Genomic DNA, 20,666 nt, shown 5'->3' with positions numbered 1-20,666 from the left:
GCCCGCCTCCATCCATCCAGCCAAACATCTGTGACGTACCCGTGCTGCCCACCGGTTCTATTGACTAGCCCTATTCAGAGAGTCAGGATGTGAATAACGGCAGCAACAATCCGCTAGGAGGCAGACCATGTCAGGACCCCGCCCCGTACGAGCGCCGCGCGGTACGGAACTGAGCGCCCTGGGATGGCAGCAGGAAGCCGCCCTGCGGATGCTGCAGAACAACCTGGACCCCGAGGTCGCCGAGCACCCCGACAAGCTCGTCGTCTACGGCGGCACCGGCAAGGCCGCCCGTGACTGGCGTTCCTTCGACGCGATGGTGCGCACCCTCAAGGGGCTGAAGCAGGACGAGACCATGCTGGTCCAGTCCGGCCGCCCGGTCGGCGTGATGCAGACCCACGAGTGGGCCCCGCGCGTCCTCATCGCCAACTCCAACCTGGTCGGCGACTGGGCCAACTGGGAGGAGTTCCGCCGACTGGAGGCCCTCGGCTTGACCATGTACGGCCAGATGACCGCCGGCTCCTGGATCTACATCGGCACCCAGGGCATCCTCCAGGGCACCTACGAGACCTTCGCCGCCGTCGCCGCGAAGAAGTTCAACGGCACCCTCGCGGGGACCATCACCCTCACCGCCGGCCTCGGCGGCATGGGCGGCGCCCAGCCGCTCGCCGTCACCATGAACGACGGCGTCGCCATCTGTATCGACTGCGACCCGCGCGCGATCGAGCGGCGCATCGAGCACCGGTACCTCGACGTGAGGGCCGACTCCCTGGACCACGCCCTCCAGCTGGCCACCGAGGCCCGTGACGCCCGCCGCCCGCTCTCCATCGGCGTCCTCGGCAACGCCGCCGAGCTCGTCCCGCAGCTGCTCGCCATGGGCGCTCCCATCGACATCGTCACCGACCAGACCTCGGCCCACGACCCGCTGGCGTACCTGCCGCTGGGTGTCGACTTCGAGGACATGGCGGACGCGGCGGCCAAGGACCCGGCGGGCTTCACGACCCGGGCCCGCGAGGCGATGGCCCAGCACGTCGAGGCGATGGTCGGCTTCATGGACGCCGGCGCGGAGGTCTTCGACTACGGCAACTCCATCCGCGGCGAGGCCCGACTCGCCGGATACGACCGGGCGTTCGCCTTCCCCGGCTTCGTCCCCGCCTACATCCGCCCGCTGTTCTGCGAGGGCAAGGGCCCCTTCCGCTGGGCGGCCCTCTCGGGCGACCCGGCCGACATCGCCAAGACCGACAAGGCGATCCTCGACCTGTTCCCCCAGAACGAGTCCCTCGCCCGCTGGATCAAGATGGCAGGCGAGCGGGTCCACTTCCAGGGCCTGCCCGCCCGTATCTGCTGGCTCGGCTACGGCGAGCGGGACAAGGCCGGCGAGCGGTTCAACGACATGGTGGCCAGCGGCGAGCTGGCGGCGCCGCTGGCCATCGGCCGCGACCACCTGGACTGCGGCTCCGTCGCCTCCCCGTACCGCGAGACCGAGGCCATGCTCGACGGCTCCGACGCGATCGCCGACTGGCCGCTGCTGAACGCCATGGTCAATGTGGCCTCCGGTGCCTCCTGGGTCTCCATCCACCACGGCGGCGGCGTCGGCATGGGCCGCTCCATCCACGCCGGCCAGGTCACGGTGGCCGACGGCACGAAGCTGGGCGGCGAGAAGATCCGCCGCGTGCTGACCAACGACCCCGGGATGGGCGTCATCCGGCACGTGGACGCCGGCTACGACATCGCGGAGTCGGTCGCGGGCGAGCGGGGTGTGCGGGTGCCCATGCGCGAGGGTGACGACGCGTGACCCTTCCGGGAGATGAGCAGGGCGGCAACCGTCCGGCGGGGGCCGAGGTCTCGTCGCCGGGCGCGGGTCCGGCTGTGCCCACCCGTTCCGCCCTGCGGAACGACTGCCCACAGCCTGTACGGACTGACGGGCCACAGCCCGGCGCCGCAGCCGGTTCGGGTGGCGGCTCCTTCCACTCCATGTGGGACGAGCTGCTCCCCATCGGGCGGCACCCCGACTCCAAGGGCTACCGCCGCTACGCCTGGACCGGCGCCGACAGCGAATGCCGGGCCTGGTTCAAGGAACAGGCCCAGCAGCGCGGGTTGAGCTACGAGGTCGACCGGAACGGCAACCAGTGGGCCTGGCTCGGGGATCCGGGTGCCGGGGACGCCGTCGTCACCGGGTCGCATCTCGACTCCGTGCCGGACGGCGGGGCCTTCGACGGGCCGCTCGGGGTCGTGTCCTCCTTCGCCGCGCTCGATGAACTCCGGGCGCGGGAGGCCGCGTTCACCAAACCGCTCGCCATCGTCAACTTCGGTGACGAGGAGGGCGCACGGTTCGGGCTCGCCTGTGTCGGGTCGCGGCTGACCGCCGGGCAGCTCACCGTCGAGCAGGCGCACCGGCTGACCGACGGGGACGGGATCAGCCTGCCCCGGGCCATGGAGGCCGCCGGGTACGACCCCGAGGCCATCGGGGCCGACCCCGAGCGGCTCGCCCGTATCGGGGCCTTCGTCGAGCTGCACGTCGAGCAGGGCCGGGCGCTGGACCTCTCCGGCGACCGGGTCGGCATCGCGAGCGCCATCTGGCCGCACGGGCGCTGGCGGTTCGACTTCCGGGGCGAGGCCAACCACGCCGGCACCACCCGGCTCGTGGACCGGCGCGACCCGATGCTGTCCTATGCCGAGACCGTGCTCGCCGCCCGCCGCGAGGCCGAACTCGCCGGTGCCGTCGCCACCTTCGGCAAGATCTCCGTCGAGCCCAACGGCGTCAACGCCATCCCCTCCCTGGTGCGCGGCTGGCTCGACTCCCGGGCCGAGGACCAGGCCACCCTCGACATCGTCGTGGGCGGCATCGAGAGGGCCGCCCACGAGTACGCCGAGGCGCACGGCATCGCCCTCGACGTCGTCCGGGAGTCCTTCACGCCCGTCGTCGAGTTCGACCACGCCCTGCGCGACGAACTCGCCCGCATCCTCGGCAAGTACGGGGACAGGGGGGACCGCGGCATCACGGTCCCCGTCCTGGGTACCGGAGCCGGACACGACGCCGGAATCCTCTCCGGCAGCATCCCGACCGCCATGCTGTTCGTGCGCAACCCCACGGGCGTCTCGCACTCCCCGGCCGAGTCCGCCGCCGAGGACGACTGCGTGGCCGGGGTGCTCGCCCTCGCCGACGTACTGGAAGGACTGGCCTGCACGTGACGCCGACCCGGCAGACGCAGACGTACTGGCTGGAGCACGCCTGGCTCGACACCCACGTCGAGCCGGGAGTCGCCGTCACCGTGTCCATCAGCGGCTCCGCCGCGGGCGCGGACGGCCGGATCACGGCCGTCCGCACGGACGTGCCCACCCCGCCCCCCGGCGCCGAGATCCTGCGCGGCCTGACCCTCCCGGGTCTCGCCAACGCCCACTCGCACGCCTTCCACCGCGCCCTGCGCGGCACCGTCCAGGTCGGCTCCGGCACCTTCTGGACCTGGCGCGAGGTCATGTACTCCTTCGCCGACCAGCTGACCCCGGAGAGCTACCACGCGCTCGCGCGTGCCGTGTACGCCGAGATGGCCCTGGCCGGCATCACGAGTGTCGGCGAGTTCCACTATGTGCACCACGCCCCCGGCGGCACCCCCTACGCCGACCCCAACGCCATGGGCGAGGCCCTCATCGCGGCCGCCGCCGACGCCGGCATCCGCATCACCCTCCTCGACACCGCCTATCTCTCCGCCGGCATCCTGAACAAGCACAGTGGACAGGCGCCCAACACCCACCAGCAGCGGTTCTCCGACGGCAGCGCGGAGGCCTGGGCCGAACGCTCTTCACTTCTCAAGGAACGGGATCACGCACGGATCGGGGCTGCGATCCACTCCGTACGGGCCGTGCCCGCCGCCCAGTTGGCGACCGTGGCGCGCTGGGCCGAGGAGCGGCGGGCCCCACTCCACGTCCATCTGTCCGAGCAGACCGCCGAGAACGACGCCTGCCAGGCCGCCCACGGGTGCACGCCCACCCGCCTGCTCGCCGACCACGGCGTCCTCGGACCGCGCACCACCGGTGTCCACAACACCCACCTCACGGACGAGGACATCGCCCTGCTCGGTGACAGCGGCACCGGCACCTGCATGTGCCCCACCACCGAGCGGGACCTCGCCGACGGCATCGGACCGGCCCCCGCCCTCCAGGCCGCCGGCTCCCCGCTCTCCCTCGGCTCCGACAGCCACGCCGTCATCGACCTGTTCGAAGAGGCACGCGCGATGGAACTCGACGAGCGGCTGCGTACCCGCACGCGGGGTCACTGGACCGCGGCGGCTCTGCTGCGTGCCGCCTCCGCCGACGGTCACGCGGCCCTCGGCTGGGACGAGGCGGGCGCCATCGAGGCCGGAGCCCTCGCCGACCTCACGACGATCGCGCTCGACTCGGTCAGGACAGCGGGCCCGCTGCCCCGGCTCGGCGCCGAGACGGCCGTATTCGCGGCGACAGCGGCGGACGTACGGCACACGATCGTGGGCGGACGGCATGTTGTGCGCGACGGCGCCCACACCCTCGTACCGGATGTGCCGCAGGCGCTGGCAGCGGCCGTGGAAGCACTGCGCGGCTGACACCGGCCATCGGCCCACCCACCGGACCGCCCCCCACCGAAGCCCAAGAGGACATGATGAGCAGCACTGTCATCACCAACATCGCCACGCTGGTCACCAACGACCCCTCCCTGGAATGGGGGTCCCCCCGCTCGAGTAAATTCGAGAGCGGGGGAGGCTCTCCCCTCGGTCTGATCCAGGACGCGGCCGTCGTCATCGACGGCGACCGCATCGCGTGGACCGGTGAATCAAGCAAAGCACCCGCCACTGACAACCGGGTCGACGCCGGTGGCCGGGCGGTCCTGCCGGGCTTCGTCGACTCCCACTCCCACCTGGTCTTCGCGGGCGACCGGACGGCGGAGTTCAACGCCCGTATGTCCGGCCGCTCGTACACGGCGGGCGGCATCCGCACCACGGTCGCCGCCACCCGCGCCGCGTCCGACGAGGCGCTGGAGGCCAACCTCACCCGCCACCTCGCCGAGGCCCTGCGCCAGGGCACCACCACCTTCGAGACCAAGTCCGGCTACGGCCTCACCGTCGCCGACGAGTCCCGGGCGCTGCGCATCGCCGCCGCCCACACCGACGAGGTGACGTACCTCGGCGCCCATATCGTCTCCCCCGACTACGCCGACGATCCCGCCGCCTACGTCGCCCTCGTCACCGGCGAGATGCTCGACGCCTGTGCGCCGTACGCCCGTTGGATCGACGTCTTCTGCGAGAAGGGCGCGTTCGACGGCGACCAGGCCCGTGCGATCCTCACCGCGGGCAAGGCCAGGGGCCTGCACCCCCGCGTCCACGCCAACCAGCTCTCCTTCGGCCCCGGCGTGCGGCTGGCGGTCGAACTCGACGCCGCCAGCGCCGACCACTGCACCCATCTCACCGACGCGGACATCGACGCCCTGGCCAACAGCGACACCGTCGCCACCCTCCTCCCGGGCGCCGAGTTCTCCACCCGTGCCGAGTGGCCGGACGCCCGCCGCCTCCTGGACGCGGGCGTCACGGTCGCCCTCTCCACGGACTGCAACCCCGGCTCGTCCTTCACCTCCTCCGTCCCCTTCTGCATCGCTCTCGCGGTACGGGACATGCGGATGACTCCGGACGAGGCGGTGTGGTCGGCCACGGCGGGCGGGGCGGCAGCCCTGCGGCGCGAGGACATCGGCCGCCTGACTCCGGGCGCCTACGCGGACCTGATCGCCCTCGACGCGCCGAGCCATGTGCATCTGGCCTACCGGCCGGGCGTGCCGCTGGTCACCGACGTGTGGCGCCGGGGCATCCGCCAGGGCTGACCCGGAGACCCGGGTAACCGGGGGAGTCGTCGAGCAGGGGCGGGATCAGGAGGACGCCCCCGCCCGCCACCGCTGCGCTGCACCCCCGTTCAACGGCTGCAGCGCAACTCCCTCCCCACCCGCCGGAGTCACCCCCGTCTCGATGGCGATCGCCGGTCGGATCACGCCGTCGGAATCCACCGTGAACCTCAGGTTCTGTCCGTTGCCGCCACTCACCGAGTCGCACTCCCAGATGCCGACGCCCTTGTCGACGTCGCCCCGGCTGTCCAGGCAGAAGTCCGAGTCGGCGTACGACTGCACGACCCCGCGTGCCGCGTCGACCCGCCAGCGCTGGGTGTCGGACGAGGTGCAGGGGGCCGTGACGACGTCCGTGCCCTTGGAGAGGGCGCCGTCGCGGATGTCGAGGCAGCGGCCCGTGGAGACGTTCACGATCTGGGCGTAGGTGCCGTTCGGGGCGTGGGCGGCGGGGGAGGGGCTGGGCTTCGCCGAAGTGGACGGGGCCGAACTCCTCGTGGGGGAGGGTGAGTCGGCGCTCGCGGAGGCGGAGGGGGTGGAGGAGACGGTGGCCGTCACCGTCACCTGCGGTGCGCTCGTGGGTGCGCCGCTCGCGCCCGCCGCCTGCCGGGAGGGGGAGGACGGTGAGTCGCCGGTCCGGGAGAGGAGGAGGACCAGCAGCGGTGTGAGGGCCACGGCCACGGCGAGCGAGGTCAGCAGCAGACGCCGGGAGAGCGGCCGAGTCGCCGCTCCCGCGAGGGGCCTGGACCTCCTGGCACCGGCGGCCGACATCCGCGTCGCCTTCGGATGCGTCTCGTCGCGTGCCGCGTAAGCCGTCCCCGCCCACGGCAGCAGGCCCTCGGCGAGGGCGTTGCGCGGGGAGTCGCGCAGGGCCGTCAACTCCTCGTAGGCCGCCGTGCAGTGGGCGCAGTGGACCATATGGGCGCGCAGGTCGGGGCTCTCGCGGGGGCTGTCGGGGCGTACCGACTCCTCGATGAGGCGGCCGAAGTTGCCGCACCGGGGGTCGTCGGAGGCGGCCAGGCGGGAGCGCAGGCAGGCGTGGGCCATGGTCTGGAGGGCGGAGGTGGTCTCGTGGGCGACGTCCTCGGGGGTGAGGCCGAGGAGGACGGCGGTGCGGTCGTGAGGTTCGCCGTCCACCACGCCGTACCAGATCAGGCCCTGCGCGCGGGTGGGCAGGGACTGGAAGGCGCCGAGCATGGGCGGGACCGGGCCCTCGGGGGCCGTCGCGCTCAGCACCAGCAGCAGCCCGGGGTCGAGGCCCGCGGCCCGCTCGTCGGAGGCCCAGGGCGTGGCCAACCGGGCGGTCAGCAACAGGAGTTCATGGCGCAGGGGGACAAGTGGCTCGGAGCCGCCCGCTATCTGACGGGCCGCCAGGGTGAAGGTCTGCGCGGCCAGTTGACGGGCCGCCGAGTCGCTCGCCGTGCACAGACGGGCGTAGGCGAGGACCGCGGGCTGGTGCCGGGCGCGGAGTTCCTGCAGGGCCGGATAGGCGGTGACGGTGCTGGTCCGCAACAACTCGACGAGCCGCACATCGGCCGCACCCGCGTGCATCCCACCCTCGGCAGCGGGGTTCCCAGGCCCGGGCCTGGAGCTCTCACCTCCGGTCGCGGGGTTCCCACCTCCGGTCCCGAGGTTCCAGCCTCCGCTTCCGACGGTCTCGCCTCCGGCCCCGGAGTTCGCGCCCCCGGCCCCCGAGATCCCGCCCCCGGAGTTCCATCCCCGGTCCCCAGCGATCTCGCCTCCAGTCCCGGGGCCGGCACCGCCGCCCCCGGGGCCCCAGCCCAAACCGCCGTCCCCGGAGTCCCACCCCCCGCCCGCGCCGATCCCGTCCCCGGCGATTCCTCCCCCGGTGATTCCGCCCCCGCTCTCGACGCCGTTGTCGGTCCGGTTGGCCCGAGCCATCGGCATCCGCCTCCTTGCGCCCTTGCCCGCCGGAGACCTGACCTACCGGTGGGTATGGGAGCCCATAGTGATGGAAGCGAACCTCTGGTGAAAGGGTTTCTGTGGGTAACCAGAACGGCCACTGTGACCGGCGTGGTCACAGTGGCCGCCTGAGGTGCTCGTATCCGTTCTGTACCGGTATCCGCGCTCGTATCGGTGAAAGAGCCTCCGGAGGAGCCGTCACTCCTCCAGCGTCAGCCCCTTGCGCAGCCGCACCAGTGTTCGCGACAGCAGCCGTGAGACATGCATCTGTGAGATGCCGAGCTCGTCGCCGATCTCCGACTGGGTCATGCCCGCGACGAAGCGCAGGGAGAGGATCTTCCGGTCCCGCGGCGGGAGTTCGGCGATCAGCGGCTTGAGCGACTCGACGTACTCGATGCCCTCCAGGCCGTGGTCCTCGTACCCGATCCGGTCCGCGAGCGCGCCCTCGGAGTCGTCCTCCTCCGGCTGGGCGTCCAGCGAGGAGGCGGTGTACGCGTTCGACGCGGCCATGCCCTCGACGACCTCGTCCCTGGTGAGGCTCAGCCGCTCCGCGAGCTCCGCGACCGTCGGCGCCCGGTCCAGCTTCTGGGCCAGTTCGTCACCGGCCTTGGCCAGGTCCAGCCGCAGCTCCTGCAGCCGGCGCGGTACGCGCACGGACCACGAGGTGTCACGGAAGAAGCGCTTGATCTCGCCGACGATGGTCGGCATCGCGAAGGTGGGGAACTCGACGCCCCGGGAGAGCTCGAACCGGTCGATCGCCTTGATCAGGCCTATCGTGCCGACCTGGATGATGTCCTCCATCGGCTCGCTGCGCGAGCGGAAGCGGGAGGCGGCGAACTTGACCAGCGCCAGGTTGAGCTCGACGAGGGTGTTGCGGACGTACGAGTACTCGTGCGTGCCTTCCTCCAGCGACTCCAGCCGCTCGAAGAGGGTCTTGGACAGCGCTCGTGCGTCGACCGGGCCCACCTCGTCGTACGGGGGGATCTCCGGAAGCCCGGCGAGGGCGTCGGTGCCGTCGCTCTCGAAGCTTTCGTTGCTCTCGATGGGATCCAGATGTTCCGGAGGGGGTGTCGACGTCGCCTGCTGGGTACGCGGTGCGGGTGCGTCGAGCCGGGGTGACATGATGTCCTCCATCGTTCTCGGCATTGGGCTGCCGAAGCCATGCGTGCACTGCGGTGTGCGGCGCCTCCAAAGCCGGCCGTGTCGGTTACGTATCTCTACTAGCCCTACCCGCTTTCCCATCGCCGCCGCAAGTGCTCTACGTGGGGATATGCCCGTTTCCGGGCGGTTGTTCGGGTGTCGGAGAGTGTGAGGAAGGCGTAGTGTTCGAGGGCGTACGTCAGCAGCCACGACGTCGGGAGAGAGAGGCGGCATGGACCGCGGGACGGTCGGCAGCGCACAGTCTGGCCGGCTTCTGGTGGAGGTCAGGGAAGAGGGCTCCAGCGCAGTCGTGACCCCGGCGGGTGAGCTGGATCACCACACCGCCGATCTGCTGCGCGAGCCGCTCGAGGACTGCCTCGCCAAGGGATTCAAGCGGCTGGTCGTGGACTGCGCACGACTGGAGTTCTGCGACTCCACGGGGCTGAACGTGCTCCTGGGTGCCCGGCTGAAGGCCGAGGCCGCCGGCGGCGGGGTCACGCTCGCCGGGATGCTTCCGGTGGTGGCGCGGGTCTTCGAGATCACCGGGGCGGAGGCGGTCTTCACCGTCCAGGACACGCTCGAGGCGGCTCTGGCCGACGAAGCCGGCTGAGCCCGGCAGGGCGGGCCGCACTCTGTGTCCCGCCCCGCCGACCCCTGTGTGACCGGCACTTTCCTGGCGTCACGCCTTCCGTGCCGAAACAGGGGGTGTTCTGCCGGTTCGGTCGGGCAGGAGACCTCCTGAACATGTCGGCAGGCAACTGGCGGATCTACCGCCGAAACACGTACAGACTCTTGAATCGTGAACCGGTGAATCGGTGAGGTGAAGCGCTGATGAGCATCACCCGGCCTTACCCGCCGGGCGACCGCGGCCCGGAGCCCAGCGGCGCTTCCGGGACGTCCGAGGGGGGCCCACCCGCAGGCGGGGCGTCCGAAGGGGACGCCGCGTCGTCGGGTCGGTCCGTGTCGTCAGGGGGGCGGCAGGCCCGCAGGCTGGACTTCGACGGGGCGACCGGCGTGGTCCCGCTCGCCCGCGACTTCACCCGCCAGGCGCTGTACGCGTGGGGCTGGCTGCCCGCCGCCACGGCCGACCAGCGGGCCGCCGCCGAGGACGTCCTGCTCGTCGTCTCCGAGCTGGTCACCAACGCCTGTCTGCACGCCGAGGGCCCCAGCGAGCTGTGGATCGCCCTCGACAACAAGGTGATCCGCCTGGAGGTCTCCGACCGCGGCACCGGCCAGCCGGCCCCGCGCACCCCGCACCGCGCGGGCCGTCCCGGCGGCCACGGCATGTTCATCGTGCAGCGCCTGTGTCTGGACTGGGGGGTCGTACGGACGCCGGGGGTGGCCGGCAAGACGGTCTGGGCGGAGCTGGGCGCACCGGCGTAATTCGGTTTCGCCGCGCCGAGGCCCTGCCCTACCCTCGTCCGCAACGCGCTGACGGAGACAAGTAACCGGGCCCGCGGGCCCCGGTGAATCCACTCCCGAGTGCGGGGAGGAAATGCCCCGCCGGCCGGCCCCCGTCACCGGGCCAGAATGAGACCGTCGTACGGTCGTGATGCGCACGTACGACGGTGAAGGCGTGGTGGCACCGCGAGCACCCTCTCGCCCACGCCCCGAGGGACCCACCCCGGGGCGGCGTGCCGCTCCGGCAGCACCGGACGGAGCGCGCACCATGCTCGACGTCACCCTCATCCGAAACCGTCCCGACCACGTTCGCGACGCCCTCGCCAAACGCGCCGTCGACGCCGACATCCCCGCCTTCCTCGCCCTGGACACCGCCTTCCGCGAGGCCCGCACCGCCGTGGAGCGGCTGCGCGGCGGGCGGCGGCGGATCTCGGCGGACATCGCCGTACGGCGCCGCGCCGGGGATCCGGCCGAGGAACTCCGGGCCGAGGCCGGGGCCCTGGCCGACCGGCTCGCCGAGGCGGAGGCGCGGCTGGCCGAACTCGGGGGGAAACACCAGGAGTTCCTCGACGCCCTGCCCAACCTTCCGGACGACGACGTGGTCGCCGGCGGCAAGGAGAACAACGAAGTCGTACGGGCCGTCGGAGAGCCGCCCGAGTTCGCCTTCCGCCCCAAGGACCACGTGACCCTCGCCCAGGACCTCGGCCTGGTCGACCACCGACGCGGCACCGCCCTCGCCGGCAACGGCTACTGGATCTACCGCGGTGAGGGCGCCGCCCTGGAGTGGGCGCTGCTCAACCACTTCCTCGACGCGCACCGCCGGGCCGGTTACGAGTTCGTTCTCCCGCCGCACCTGCTGACGTACGAAGCGGGCTATACGGCGGGCCAGTTCCCGAAGTTCGCCGACGAGGTCTTCCGCACGGACGACGAGCACTTCCTCCTCCCCACCGCCGAGACCGCCCTGGTCAACCTGCATCGCGGCGAGACCCTCGACGAGTGCGAGCTGCCGCTCAAGTACGTGGCCTACACGCCCTGTTACCGCAAGGAGAGCGGCGGTTACCGGACGGCGGAGCGGGGCACCCTGCGCGGTCACCAGTTCAACAAGGTCGAGCTGTTCCAGTTCGCCCGGCCGGCGGACTCGGCGGCCGCCCAGCTCGAACTGCTGGCCCGCGCGGAGGACTTGGTCGCCGGGCTCGGCCTGCACTACCAGGTCACCCGACTCGCCGCCGAGGACACCAGCCCCGCCCAGGCCAAGACCTATGACGTGGAGGTCTGGCTGCCCAGCCTCGGCGCCTGTACCGAGGTCAGCTCGGTCTCGAACGCGCGTGAGTACCAGGCCCGGCGCGGCGGCATCCGTTACCGGCCGCAGGGCGGCGGAAAGCCCGCGTACGTCCACACGCTCAACGCCTCGGGCCTCGCCACCAGCCGCCTGCTCCCCGCGATCCTGGAGCAGCACCAGCGGGCCGACGGGACGGTGGTCGTGCCCGAGGTGCTGCGGCGCTGGGGGCTGCCGGAGGTGCTGGGCACGCCCCGACCCTGAGTTACCGAGGGTCACCCTCTCCACTCGAACCCCCTTCCGTGCGCGCCGGATCCCCACAACTCCGGCGCGCACCGTCTCTTCCCTCCTCAAGACCCCGGGCGTACCTTGACGGCCGAATCTGATGTGCCGTCAGGAAACGGCGCAGGGAAACAACGCAGGGAAACGAGTACAGGGAAACGAGTCAGGAACGAGTCAAGGGAGCGGAACGTGTCGTACCGGAATCGAACCGCCGCGCTCGCGTCCGTCGCGGCCCTGGCCGGCTCGGCGGTGCTGCTCGCCGCCCCCGCGGCCGAGGCCAAGGTCGTCGACGTCAACTACCAGTGCAAGACGCCGATCGGCAACAAGAGCGCCGTCTCGCCGATCGACATCAAGGGCGTCAAGAGCGGCAGCGGATACAAGATCACCATGTCCTGGCAGAAGGGCGTCTCGTCCAGCCCGGTGGAACTGGGCAAGGGCGCGATGAACCCGAGCGCCACCATCAAGCTGGGCGGCGCGGACAGCGGGACCATGAACGTCTCCGGCCCCGCCAACCAGGCGGCGATCCCCGCCAACACCCCCATCAAGATCAACGACTTGACGGGCACGTACACCCCGAAGAAGACGGGCAGCGTCACCTTCACGCCGGGCATCCTCACCATCAAGGCCCTCGGTACGACGACCACCTGCACACCGTCCAACAGCCCGGGCCCGGCGCTCACTCTGGCCGTCACGGCGAGCGGCGGCTCCTCGGGAGGCACCCAGAGCGGCACCACCGGGTCCGATGGCGGCTCCCTCCCGCAGACCGGCCCCGACGACTCCGCGATCGCCCTGGGCACCCTCGGCGGCACGGTGCTCCTCGCCGGAGCGGCGGGCGCGCTGTGGATCACGCGGAGGAACCAGACGGCCCGCGTACGGCGCTGACCGAGCCCGCCCCTCGCCGCCGACGCACCCCGCACGCCGCTGGAGCCGCCCCGATGCCGTCCCCCGTTCGTGTCCTGGCCGTCCTGGGCCTGCCTCTCCTGGCCCTGCTGGCCACCGCTCCCGCCGCGAGCGCGGCCGGTGGCTGGTCCGTCGCGCCCTCGGGTGGCGGACGCCCCTCCTTCTACGCCGAGGGGGCGCCCGGGGCGGTGCTGCAGGACACGGTGTCGGTGACCAACCGGGGTGGGCGGGCGGTGACCGTGCGGCTGAGCGGCAGTGGGGTGGCCATCGCCTTCGCCGAGAGCCGGGTGAAGGTGCCCGCCCGTACCCGTGCCGACGTCCCGTTCACCGTGCGCGCGCCGAGCGACCGGACCGGTGCGATCGTGGTCCGCGACCAGGACGGCCGTCGGGCCACGGTTCCGGTCCGTCTGCGGGTGGGCGGAGCGGCGCTGTCCGCGCTGACCGTCGAGCACGTCCTGGTGCACGGCGACCGCATCACCTACGACCTGGTCAACCGAGGGACGACCACGCTCGTGCCGACCCTCGCCGTGCACGCCGACGGCCTCTTCGGCCCGGTCCTGGACCGCGTCCCGCGCACCCTGCCGGTCCGTCTGGCGCCGGGCCGCCGCCTCCGGCTCACCGAGCCCTGGCACGACCACCCCGCCCTGGACGCGGTCGACGTCCGGCTGACGGTGACCGCGGCGGGCGGGGCGAAGGACTCGGCCGGGGCGTCCGCGCGATTCGTGCCGTGGGGTGCGGTGGCGGGCGTCGCGGGGACCGTCGCGGCCGGGGGCGCGCTGCTTCTCGTACGACATCGCAGGCGTCGTACGCCCGACGGCGAATCGCCCGAACCCCCGCGCACGGACGTCGAGTTGACGGGAGCGGTGACGTGAACGGCAAGCTGCGGACCACGGCGGTGCTGGCCGTGCTGGCGCTGCTCCTGTTGCCCCTGACGGCCGGGACGGCGACGGCTGCCGGGCCCTCGGTCAAGGTCTCCAAGTCCCAGGCCGGCACCGGCGGTTCGGTTGTCGTCAGTGGCAGTGGCTGGCGTGCGCACGCGCTGGTGATGCTGCTGATCTGCGGACAGGCCACGCCCTCGCGGGGCGTGATCGGCGGCACCAACTCCTGTGCCAACGGCGACGGTCGGGCCGTCACCACCGACGCCAAGGGCACCTTCAGCAAGAAGCTGCCGGTCTCCGAGCCGCCGGTGCCGTGTCCGTGCGTGGTGCACGTGGCGACGGTGGAGGGCGCGAAGGCGCAGGCGGACGCGGTGTTCCAGGTGGCCGGACACGCGGTGGAGCCGCTGCCCGCGGAGCCCACCGGCGGGCAGCTGTCCATGCTCACCGACACCCGGCTCTCCGGCTCCAGCGGCCTGCTCACCTGGTTCGGCGCCCCGCCGTCGCGCACCCTCGTCTTCACCGTCGGCAACGCCGGCACCTCCCCGATCAAGAACCCGGTCTTCCAGGTCGGCACCTCCCACGGCGTGTTCGCCCCGCAGTGGGAGGACCAGGAGTGGCGCGGCACGCTCGCCCCCGGCAGGAAGGCGCAGATCAAGCTGCCCATCGAGCTCGGCGCGGGCGCGCACGGCGACTACACCGTGTCGCTGAAGTACGGCGGGAAGGTGCTCGCCGAGCAGCCCTGGGGTGTGGGCCGGCCCTGGGGCGTGACCCTGTTCTGGATCCTGGTCTGTGTCGTCGTACCGGCCGCGGTGTTCCGTGCCGGAATGGCGATCGTGGACCGGATACGGCCCCGCAAGGCGGGCGGCCTGCGCCATCGCGGCCTGCGGCTGCCCGAACTCGCCCTGCGTCTGCCGAAGTTCGGCGACCGGAAACCGGGTGCCCATGCCGCACCCCCCTCCACCGCGACCCTGCCGTGGTTCACCCCGGACGCCGATCCGGGCACGGCCGGTCGGCTCTCCGCACCGCACGACGACAGCCCGACGAGTCCCACGACTCCCACCAGGAAGGGAATCACGTGAGAAAGCGAAGGAGAGTCACACCGGCCGGCAGCGGGAGGCTCGGCGCGGCGGGGGCCGCGCTGGTGCTCGGCGGTGCGGGGGCCCTGCTGGGGCTGACCGCGGGGACCGCACAGGCGGCGGAGGTGTCGTTCGCGACGCACTGTGTGCCGCCCGCGGGCATCACCCCCGTCGACGGCACCACGAAGGTCGAGATCACCGCGCCGGCCACGGCGAAGGTGGGCGACACGGTGGACGTCGTGTGGAAGTTCGTCCAGGCCGCCTCCAAGAACCCGGACATCATCGACCTGCCCGCCAACTCGGTCCAGCCGTCCGGGGTGTTGAAGGCGGCGGGCGCGCAGACCGCCGACATCGCGATGCAGGGCCCGCGGGAGAACCCGGCCATCCCCAAGGGCGGCGACATGGTGCTGTCCGACATGAAGGGCAGCCTGAAGCTGACGACGGTGGGCGAGGTGACCCTGACGCCGGATGCCTACACCGTCAACGCCATGTCGACGGACACCAAGTGCACGCCGACGGAGACGGTGCAGAAGGCGGCGACGATCGAGGTGGCGGCGGGAGACGGGACCTCGTCGCCGTCCACGACCCCCACGGACACGGCGACCCCGACCGATTCGGCCTCCGCGACGCCGACCGAGAGTGCCTCGGAGACCGCGAGCGCCAGTCCGTCGGCGACCGACTCCGGCCAGACCTCCTTCACCGGCAAGGAAGTCGAGATCCCCTACACCTGCCAGTCACCCATCGGCGAGAAGAAGGCGACCTCCCCGATCCAGATCAACGCCAAGAAGGACGGGGGCAGTTACGACCTCACCGTGCAGTTCAAGAAGTCGGTGATGGACAGCCCCGCCGACATTCCCAAGGACTCGGTGAAGCCCTCGATGGAGGTCGTCCTGGGCGGCGCCGACAAGGGCACGGTGCACGTCGAGGGCCCCACCAACTCCTCGGCGATCAAATCGGGCGACCCGATAGAGATCCCCGACCTCACCGGCACCTACAAGCCGGGCGCGGACGGCAGCTCGACCCTCTCCCCGGGCGTCCTCACCATCTCCGCCCTCGGCACGACGACCACCTGCAAGCCGGACAAGACGGCGGTCTCCCTGACCCTGGACACCACGGCCCAGGAGGGCGGCGCGAGCGGCGGTTCATCGACATCGGGCGGTACGTCCTCGTCGTCGAGCGGCGGCCTGGCGGCAACGGGTTCGGACGACCACGGCGCACTGAAGGCACTGGGCCTGGTGGCGGGCACGGCGGTGCTGCTGGGCGCGGCGGTCTTCACGTTCATGCCGGGACGTCGTACGAGGTAATGGTGAAGGGCCACCCCCTCTCTGAAGACGGGGTGGCCCTCCGTGGAGTTCGGGAGCGTCAGTGAACGTCTCCCATGAGCTCCTTCACCTTGTTCCGGTACATCCACACAGCCGCACCGGCGATCACCGCCAGCACCGCCTGCAGTGCCACGATCCCGGTCTTGTTCAGATCGACCCCGGCGATGGCCAGCAGCCCGGTCGTCGCGTCACCCGCGGTGACCGCGAGGAACCACACGCCCATCATCTGCGAGGCGTACTTGGCGGGCGCCATCTTCGTCGTGACCGACAGCCCCACCGGCGACAGCGTCAGCTCACCGACGGTCTGCACGAAGTAGATCCCGACCAGCCACATCGCGGCCGCCTTGTGACCGCCGTCGGCGATGCCCAGCGGCGCGAGGAAGAGGAAGAACGACGCGCCGATCATGACCAGGCCCATCGCGAACTTCACGGCCGTGCTCGGCTCCTTGCCCCGACGGGCCAGCGCCAGCCACGCCCAGGCGAAGAGCGGCGCGAACGCCATGATCATGACCGGGTTGACCGACTGGTACCAGGAGACCGGGAACTCCCAGCCGAGGATCGTGTTGTCCGCGGAGGAGTCGGCGAACAGCGAGACCGTGGAGCCGCCCTGGTCGTAGATCATCCAGAACACGGCCGCGGCCACGAAGAACCAGATGTACGCGGACATCTTCGACTGCTCGGCCCGGTTCAGTTCCTTGTCCCGCTTGATACGGGCGATGACCATCACCGGGATGACCAGACCGGCGATCGTGATCGGGACCAGCAGCCAGTTCAGGGTGTAGTGCCCAGAGAAGCCGACGACGGCGTAGAAGACGACGGCGACGGCGGCCCAGAAGGCCGACTTGCGCAGGGTCCTGGCCTTCTCCTCGGCGGACAGCGGGGTCGGGACGAGGTCCGACTTGCTGTCGAGGTGACGGCTGCCGAGCAGGAACTGGGCGAGCCCCAGCGCCATGCCGAGCGCGGCGAGCGCGAAGCCGAGGTGCCAGTTGACGTTCTCACCGATGGTGCCGATGACCAGGGGTGCGGCGAACGCGCCCAGGTTGATGCCGATGTAGAAGACCGTGAAGCCACCGTCGCGGCGCGGGTCGTCCGGGCCGTCGTAGAGGTGGCCGACCATCGTGGAGATGTTGGCCTTGAGCAGACCGGAGCCGATCGCGACGAGGCCGAGGCCCGCGTAGAAGGTGCCGGCGTTCGGCAGGGCCAGGGTGAGGTGGCCGAGCATGATGACCGCGCCGGCGACGGCGACGGTCTTGCGGGGGCCGAGGACCCGGTCCGCGAACCAGCCGCCCGGGAGGGCGAGCAGGTACACGAGCGACAGGTACACCGAGTAGATCGCGGTCGCGGTCGCCGCGCTCAGGTGCAGGCCGCCCGGGGCCACCAGGTACAGCGGGAGCAGGGCCTTCATGCCGTAGTAGGAGAAGCGCTCCCACATCTCGGTCATGAAGAGGGTGGCCAGTCCGCGAGGGTGGCCGAAGAAGGTCCTGTCGGAACCGGGGGTGCCCGGAGTCACCGAGTCCTTCGTCAGGCTGGACGCCATGGTCGATCCTTGCTGGTGGGGGTGTACCGCACACAAAAGAGACCTTCAGCGTCGATGTTCGCCAAAGGTCCCCGCAGTGCTACAGGCGTTGTTTTTTCACCATACGGCAGAGCAGTGCCGGAAAAGGAAGGACTTGAGACCTGAATCACAGGTGTCGAAGGAACCGTACACCCCCTTTCCAAGGTCTAAGCCAAGATCACACCGTAGATACACAGGTTCCTTTCCGCGCAGGCGAAGGTAAGAATCACTGGAGCCGATCACACCACAGCACGTGTCGGGAGCGGACTACCATCACCTCATGACCCGTGTACTGCTCGCCGAGGACGACGCGTCCATCTCGGAGCCGCTGGCCCGCGCTTTGCGCCGGGAAGGTTACGAGGTCGAGGTGCGCGAGGACGGCCCCACCGCACTCGACGCCGGAAACGCCGGCGGCATCGACCTGGTCGTGCTGGACCTCGGTCTGCCCGGTATGGACGGCCTCGAGGTCGCCCGCCGGCTGCGCGCCGAAGGCCACACCGTGCCGATCCTCATCCTGACCGCGCGCGCCGACGAGGTGGACACCGTCGTCGGTCTCGACGCGGGCGCCGACGACTACGTCACCAAGCCGTTCCGTCTCGCCGAACTGCTCGCCCGGGTGCGGGCGCTGCTGCGGCGCGGCGCCGCGGAGCCGGCCCAGCCGCCGGCCACGCACGGCGTGCGGATCGACGTGGAGTCGCACCGGGCGTGGATGGGCGAGGAGGAACTCCAGCTGACCGCCAAGGAGTTCGACCTGCTGCGGGTGCTGGTGCGGGACGCGGGGCGGGTGGTCACGCGGGACCAGCTCATGCGGGAGGTCTGGGACACGACGTGGTGGTCGTCGACCAAGACGCTCGACATGCATATCTCCTGGCTGCGGAAGAAGCTCGGTGACGATGCGGCGAATCCTCGGTACATCGCCACGGTGCGCGGTGTGGGTTTCCGGTTCGAGAAGAGTTAGTCGGCTACGCGCGTTGCGCCGTGGGGGCCGGGGTGAGTGCGCGGCTGCCGGTCGTCCTGGGCTGGTCGCGCCGTTCGCCGCGCCCCTTTGCGGCGTTGTAGGAACCGTTGCCCGGAGGGCCCCGTGCGTCGTCGTCTGATTCAGTCCACCCTTGCTGTCGTGCTGGTCGTGATCGCGGTCTTCGGCGTTTCACTTGTCATCGTCGAGACGCGGACCATCAGCGCCAGTGCCCAGGAGCGGGTGAGTTCCGAGGCGCAGCGGCTGGCGAGCATCGTGGACACTCGGCTCAGCGGGGCCGGGGCCGGGGCCGTCAGTGCGGGTGTGCTGAAGGGCCAGGTCACCGGCGAGAAGTACGCCGTGGTGCGGATTCCGGGACAGCCCGCCATCGAACTCGGCGCCAAGCCGGACGGCGAGGTCATCCGGGGGCATGCCGAGGGCGAGGAGGGCGAGTCGGTCGTCGTCGAGGAGCCCCGGTCGACCGTGAGCCGGGAGGTCGGGCGGACGCTGCTGGTCATCGGCCTCGTCGCGCTGCTCGCGGTCGTGGCCGCCGTACTCCTCGCGATCCGTCAGGCCAACCGGCTCGCCTCGCCGCTCACCGATCTGGCCGAGACGGCGGAACGGCTGGGGTCGGGCGACCCGCGGCCCCGCCACAAGCGGTACGGCGTCCCGGAGCTGGACCGGGTGGCCGACGTCCTGGACTCCTCGGCCGAGCGCATCGCCCGTATGCTCACCGCCGAGCGGCGGCTGGCCGCCGATGCCTCCCACCAGCTCCGTACGCCGCTCACGGCCCTCTCCATGCGGCTGGAGGAGATCACCCTCACCGACGATCCGGACACGGTGAAGGAGGAGGCCAACGTGGCGCTGACCCAGGTCGAGCGCCTCACGGACGTGGTGGAGCGGCTGCTGACCAACTCCCGCGACCCCCGGACCGGCAACGCCGTCTCCTTCGACCTCGACGAGGTCATCCAGCAGCAGCTGGCGGAGTGGCGGCCGGCGTACCGGGGCGTGGGGCGGGCGATCGTCAGCTCGGGCAAGCGCCATCTGCAGGCGGTCGGCACACCGGGCGCGGTGGCCCAGGTCCTGGCGGCCCTGATCGAGAACTCCCTCATGCACGGCGGCGGCACGGTGGCGCTCAGGACGCGGGTCACCGGTAACCAGGCGGTCGTCGAGGTGACGGACGAGGGGCCGGGCGTCCCGGCCGACCTGGGCGCGAGGATCTTCGAGCGTACGATCAGCGGCCGCAACTCGACGGGCATCGGCCTGGCGGTCGCCCGGGACCTGGCGGAGGCCGACGGCGGACGCCTGGAGATGCTCCAGACCCAGCCTCCGGTCTTCGGCCTGTTCCTCTCGCGCACACCCCCACTGAAGAGGCCCCAGCAGGAGGAGGAGCCGACGGTCCGGTGAGGGGCCGGGAGGTGGGCCTCAGCTCACTCCGCGTGCCTCAGCTGACCCGCTGCGTGGCCTTCGGCCGCTCCGGGTCGGCCTTCTCCAGGAAGGACTCGGCGCCGGCCACCGCCTCACGGGCGGGCAGGGTCTTGAAGACCCAGGTGCGGTAGGACCAGAACCGGAAGAGCGTGCCGAGTCCGATGCCGACGACCTTGAACACGTTCCGCTCGATCGAGCTGTCCCACCCGAAGCCGTAGATCGCGGCGTACAGAACGCCGTTCTCGATCACGAGCCCCACCGCGCTGAACGCCAGGAACAGCGTCAGCTCCTTGGTGCGGGCGCTCTTGTCGCGGTCGCGGTACGTGAAGTACCGGAAGCCCAGATAGTTGACGCCGATCGCCACGACCGTCGCGATGACGTTGGCACGCACCGCCTGCAGGCTGGTGAGATGCCACAGCAGGTTGGAGACGCCGAAGTTCACGATGGTGCCGAGCGCACCGACCGCGCCGAACTTGGCGATCTCGCGCCAGAGCCTTCGAAGCCCCGAGGAACTGTGTCCCATGGTTGTGAAGGCCCCCGTCCGGGTAGGTTTCGTCGTCGTTTTCGCCAACTCAATCATGCTAACCATCCCTCCTTCACAAACGCCTCCGGATGGGCTCACGCATAGGGAACAGGTTGGGAAGAGCATGGAAAGACAGGCGCGGATGAGGGAAAG

17 protein-coding genes are annotated in these 20,666 nt (G+C 71.1%); 13 read left to right on the top strand and 4 right to left on the bottom strand.

Features of this window, described 5'->3' with window-relative positions:
- Positions 1-127: 127 nt before the first annotated feature.
- The 4 genes from hutU (at position 128) to hutI (ending at position 5,839) form a co-directional block, all read left to right on the top strand.
- The gene (gene hutU, locus ACWC09_RS05725) at positions 128-1,792 is read left to right on the top strand and encodes a urocanate hydratase (protein ID WP_450848838.1); all 1,665 of its coding nucleotides are present in this window, start codon (positions 128-130) and stop codon (positions 1,790-1,792) included.
- Positions 1,793-1,971: 179 nt separating this feature from the next.
- Positions 1,972-3,189 (top strand): allantoate amidohydrolase, encoded by a 1,218-nt coding sequence (locus tag ACWC09_RS05720; protein WP_450849123.1) that lies wholly within the window; start codon positions 1,972-1,974, stop codon positions 3,187-3,189.
- Entirely contained in the window at positions 3,186-4,574 is a 1,389-nt protein-coding gene (locus tag ACWC09_RS05715) for a formimidoylglutamate deiminase (RefSeq protein WP_450848836.1), read from the top strand. The genes ACWC09_RS05720 and ACWC09_RS05715 overlap by 4 nt, the downstream gene beginning before the upstream one ends.
- Before the next feature lie 53 nt (positions 4,575-4,627).
- The gene (gene hutI / locus ACWC09_RS05710) at positions 4,628-5,839 is read left to right on the top strand and encodes an imidazolonepropionase (RefSeq protein WP_450848834.1); all 1,212 of its coding nucleotides are present in this window, start codon (positions 4,628-4,630) and stop codon (positions 5,837-5,839) included.
- A 45-nt stretch (positions 5,840-5,884) separates the two neighbouring features.
- Here the strand turns inward: hutI and ACWC09_RS05705 are convergent, their stop codons facing one another.
- Both ACWC09_RS05705 and ACWC09_RS05700 read right to left on the bottom strand, forming a co-directional pair.
- Positions 5,885-7,405, bottom strand: coding sequence for a ricin-type beta-trefoil lectin domain protein (locus ACWC09_RS05705; protein ID WP_450848832.1), 1,521 nt, complete (start codon positions 7,403-7,405; stop codon positions 5,885-5,887).
- 570 nt (positions 7,406-7,975) lie between these two features.
- Positions 7,976-8,911 carry an RNA polymerase sigma factor SigF gene (locus ACWC09_RS05700; RefSeq protein WP_450848830.1) on the bottom strand — a complete coding sequence of 312 codons (936 nt, stop codon included), beginning with the start codon at positions 8,909-8,911 and terminating at the stop codon, positions 7,976-7,978.
- 238 nt (positions 8,912-9,149) lie between these two features.
- On the opposite strand from ACWC09_RS05700, the gene ACWC09_RS05695 reads away from it, so the two are divergent.
- From ACWC09_RS05695 to ACWC09_RS05665, 7 genes are all read left to right on the top strand, one after another.
- Positions 9,150-9,527, top strand: a complete 378-nt coding sequence (locus tag ACWC09_RS05695; protein WP_450848828.1) for an STAS domain-containing protein — start codon at positions 9,150-9,152, stop codon at positions 9,525-9,527.
- Positions 9,528-9,748: 221 nt separating this feature from the next.
- A complete protein-coding gene (locus tag ACWC09_RS05690) occupies positions 9,749-10,300 on the top strand; it encodes an ATP-binding protein (RefSeq protein ID WP_450848827.1) in 552 nt (183 codons plus the stop codon).
- A 286-nt stretch (positions 10,301-10,586) separates the two neighbouring features.
- Positions 10,587-11,858 (top strand): serine--tRNA ligase, encoded by a 1,272-nt coding sequence (gene serS / locus ACWC09_RS05685; RefSeq protein WP_450848825.1) that lies wholly within the window; start codon positions 10,587-10,589, stop codon positions 11,856-11,858.
- Positions 11,859-12,065: 207 nt separating this feature from the next.
- Complete coding sequence (locus tag ACWC09_RS05680) at positions 12,066-12,758, top strand: LPXTG cell wall anchor domain-containing protein (protein ID WP_450848823.1); 693 nt, start codon at positions 12,066-12,068, stop codon at positions 12,756-12,758.
- Between the two features lie 53 nt (positions 12,759-12,811).
- Positions 12,812-13,648, top strand: a complete 837-nt coding sequence (locus ACWC09_RS05675) for a hypothetical protein (protein ID WP_450848821.1) — start codon at positions 12,812-12,814, stop codon at positions 13,646-13,648.
- Positions 13,645-14,733, top strand: coding sequence for a hypothetical protein (locus ACWC09_RS05670; RefSeq protein WP_450848820.1), 1,089 nt, complete (start codon positions 13,645-13,647; stop codon positions 14,731-14,733). Before ACWC09_RS05675 ends, ACWC09_RS05670 begins: the two co-directional genes overlap by 4 nt.
- A gap of 62 nt (positions 14,734-14,795) precedes the next feature.
- Positions 14,796-16,034, top strand: coding sequence for a hypothetical protein (locus ACWC09_RS05665; RefSeq protein ID WP_450849121.1), 1,239 nt, complete (start codon positions 14,796-14,798; stop codon positions 16,032-16,034).
- Positions 16,035-16,092: 58 nt separating this feature from the next.
- On the opposite strand, the gene ACWC09_RS05660 is transcribed toward ACWC09_RS05665, so the two are convergent.
- Positions 16,093-17,589: an oligopeptide:H+ symporter gene (locus ACWC09_RS05660; protein WP_450848818.1), complete on the bottom strand. Its 1,497-nt coding sequence runs from the start codon at positions 17,587-17,589 to the stop codon at positions 16,093-16,095.
- Positions 17,590-17,887: 298 nt separating this feature from the next.
- Here ACWC09_RS05660 and ACWC09_RS05655 point away from each other — a divergent pair, with 298 nt between their 5' ends.
- On the top strand, positions 17,888-18,565 hold the full coding sequence (locus ACWC09_RS05655) for a response regulator transcription factor (RefSeq protein WP_450848816.1): 678 nt from the start codon (positions 17,888-17,890) through the stop codon (positions 18,563-18,565).
- 123 nt (positions 18,566-18,688) lie between these two features.
- The gene (locus ACWC09_RS05650) at positions 18,689-19,969 is read left to right on the top strand and encodes an ATP-binding protein (RefSeq protein WP_450848814.1); all 1,281 of its coding nucleotides are present in this window, start codon (positions 18,689-18,691) and stop codon (positions 19,967-19,969) included.
- 37 nt (positions 19,970-20,006) lie between these two features.
- Here ACWC09_RS05650 and ACWC09_RS05645 read toward each other — a convergent pair whose 3' ends face one another.
- On the bottom strand, positions 20,007-20,513 hold the full coding sequence (locus ACWC09_RS05645) for a GtrA family protein (protein WP_450848812.1): 507 nt from the start codon (positions 20,511-20,513) through the stop codon (positions 20,007-20,009).
- Positions 20,514-20,666 lie beyond the last annotated feature (153 nt).

It is taken from the genome of Streptomyces sp. NPDC001617, assembly GCF_053596855.1.
This window is presented reverse-complemented; position numbering and strand designations above follow the sequence as displayed.

Coding starts and splice junctions, on each gene's coding strand:
- hutU (WP_450848838.1), top strand. CDS start 128: ATGTCAGGACCCCGCCCCGTACGAGCGCCGCGCGGTACGGAACTGAGC.
- ACWC09_RS05720 (WP_450849123.1), top strand. CDS start 1,972: ATGTGGGACGAGCTGCTCCCCATCGGGCGGCACCCCGACTCCAAGGGC.
- hutI (WP_450848834.1), top strand. CDS start 4,628: ATGATGAGCAGCACTGTCATCACCAACATCGCCACGCTGGTCACCAAC.
- ACWC09_RS05705 (WP_450848832.1), bottom strand. CDS start 7,405: ATGCACGCGGGTGCGGCCGATGTGCGGCTCGTCGAGTTGTTGCGGACC.
- ACWC09_RS05700 (WP_450848830.1), bottom strand. CDS start 8,911: ATGGAGGACATCATGTCACCCCGGCTCGACGCACCCGCACCGCGTACC.
- ACWC09_RS05695 (WP_450848828.1), top strand. CDS start 9,150: ATGGACCGCGGGACGGTCGGCAGCGCACAGTCTGGCCGGCTTCTGGTG.
- ACWC09_RS05690 (WP_450848827.1), top strand. CDS start 9,749: ATGAGCATCACCCGGCCTTACCCGCCGGGCGACCGCGGCCCGGAGCCC.
- serS (WP_450848825.1), top strand. CDS start 10,587: ATGCTCGACGTCACCCTCATCCGAAACCGTCCCGACCACGTTCGCGAC.
- ACWC09_RS05675 (WP_450848821.1), top strand. CDS start 12,812: ATGCCGTCCCCCGTTCGTGTCCTGGCCGTCCTGGGCCTGCCTCTCCTG.
- ACWC09_RS05660 (WP_450848818.1), bottom strand. CDS start 17,589: ATGGCGTCCAGCCTGACGAAGGACTCGGTGACTCCGGGCACCCCCGGT.
- ACWC09_RS05655 (WP_450848816.1), top strand. CDS start 17,888: ATGACCCGTGTACTGCTCGCCGAGGACGACGCGTCCATCTCGGAGCCG.
- ACWC09_RS05645 (WP_450848812.1), bottom strand. CDS start 20,513: ATGGGACACAGTTCCTCGGGGCTTCGAAGGCTCTGGCGCGAGATCGCC.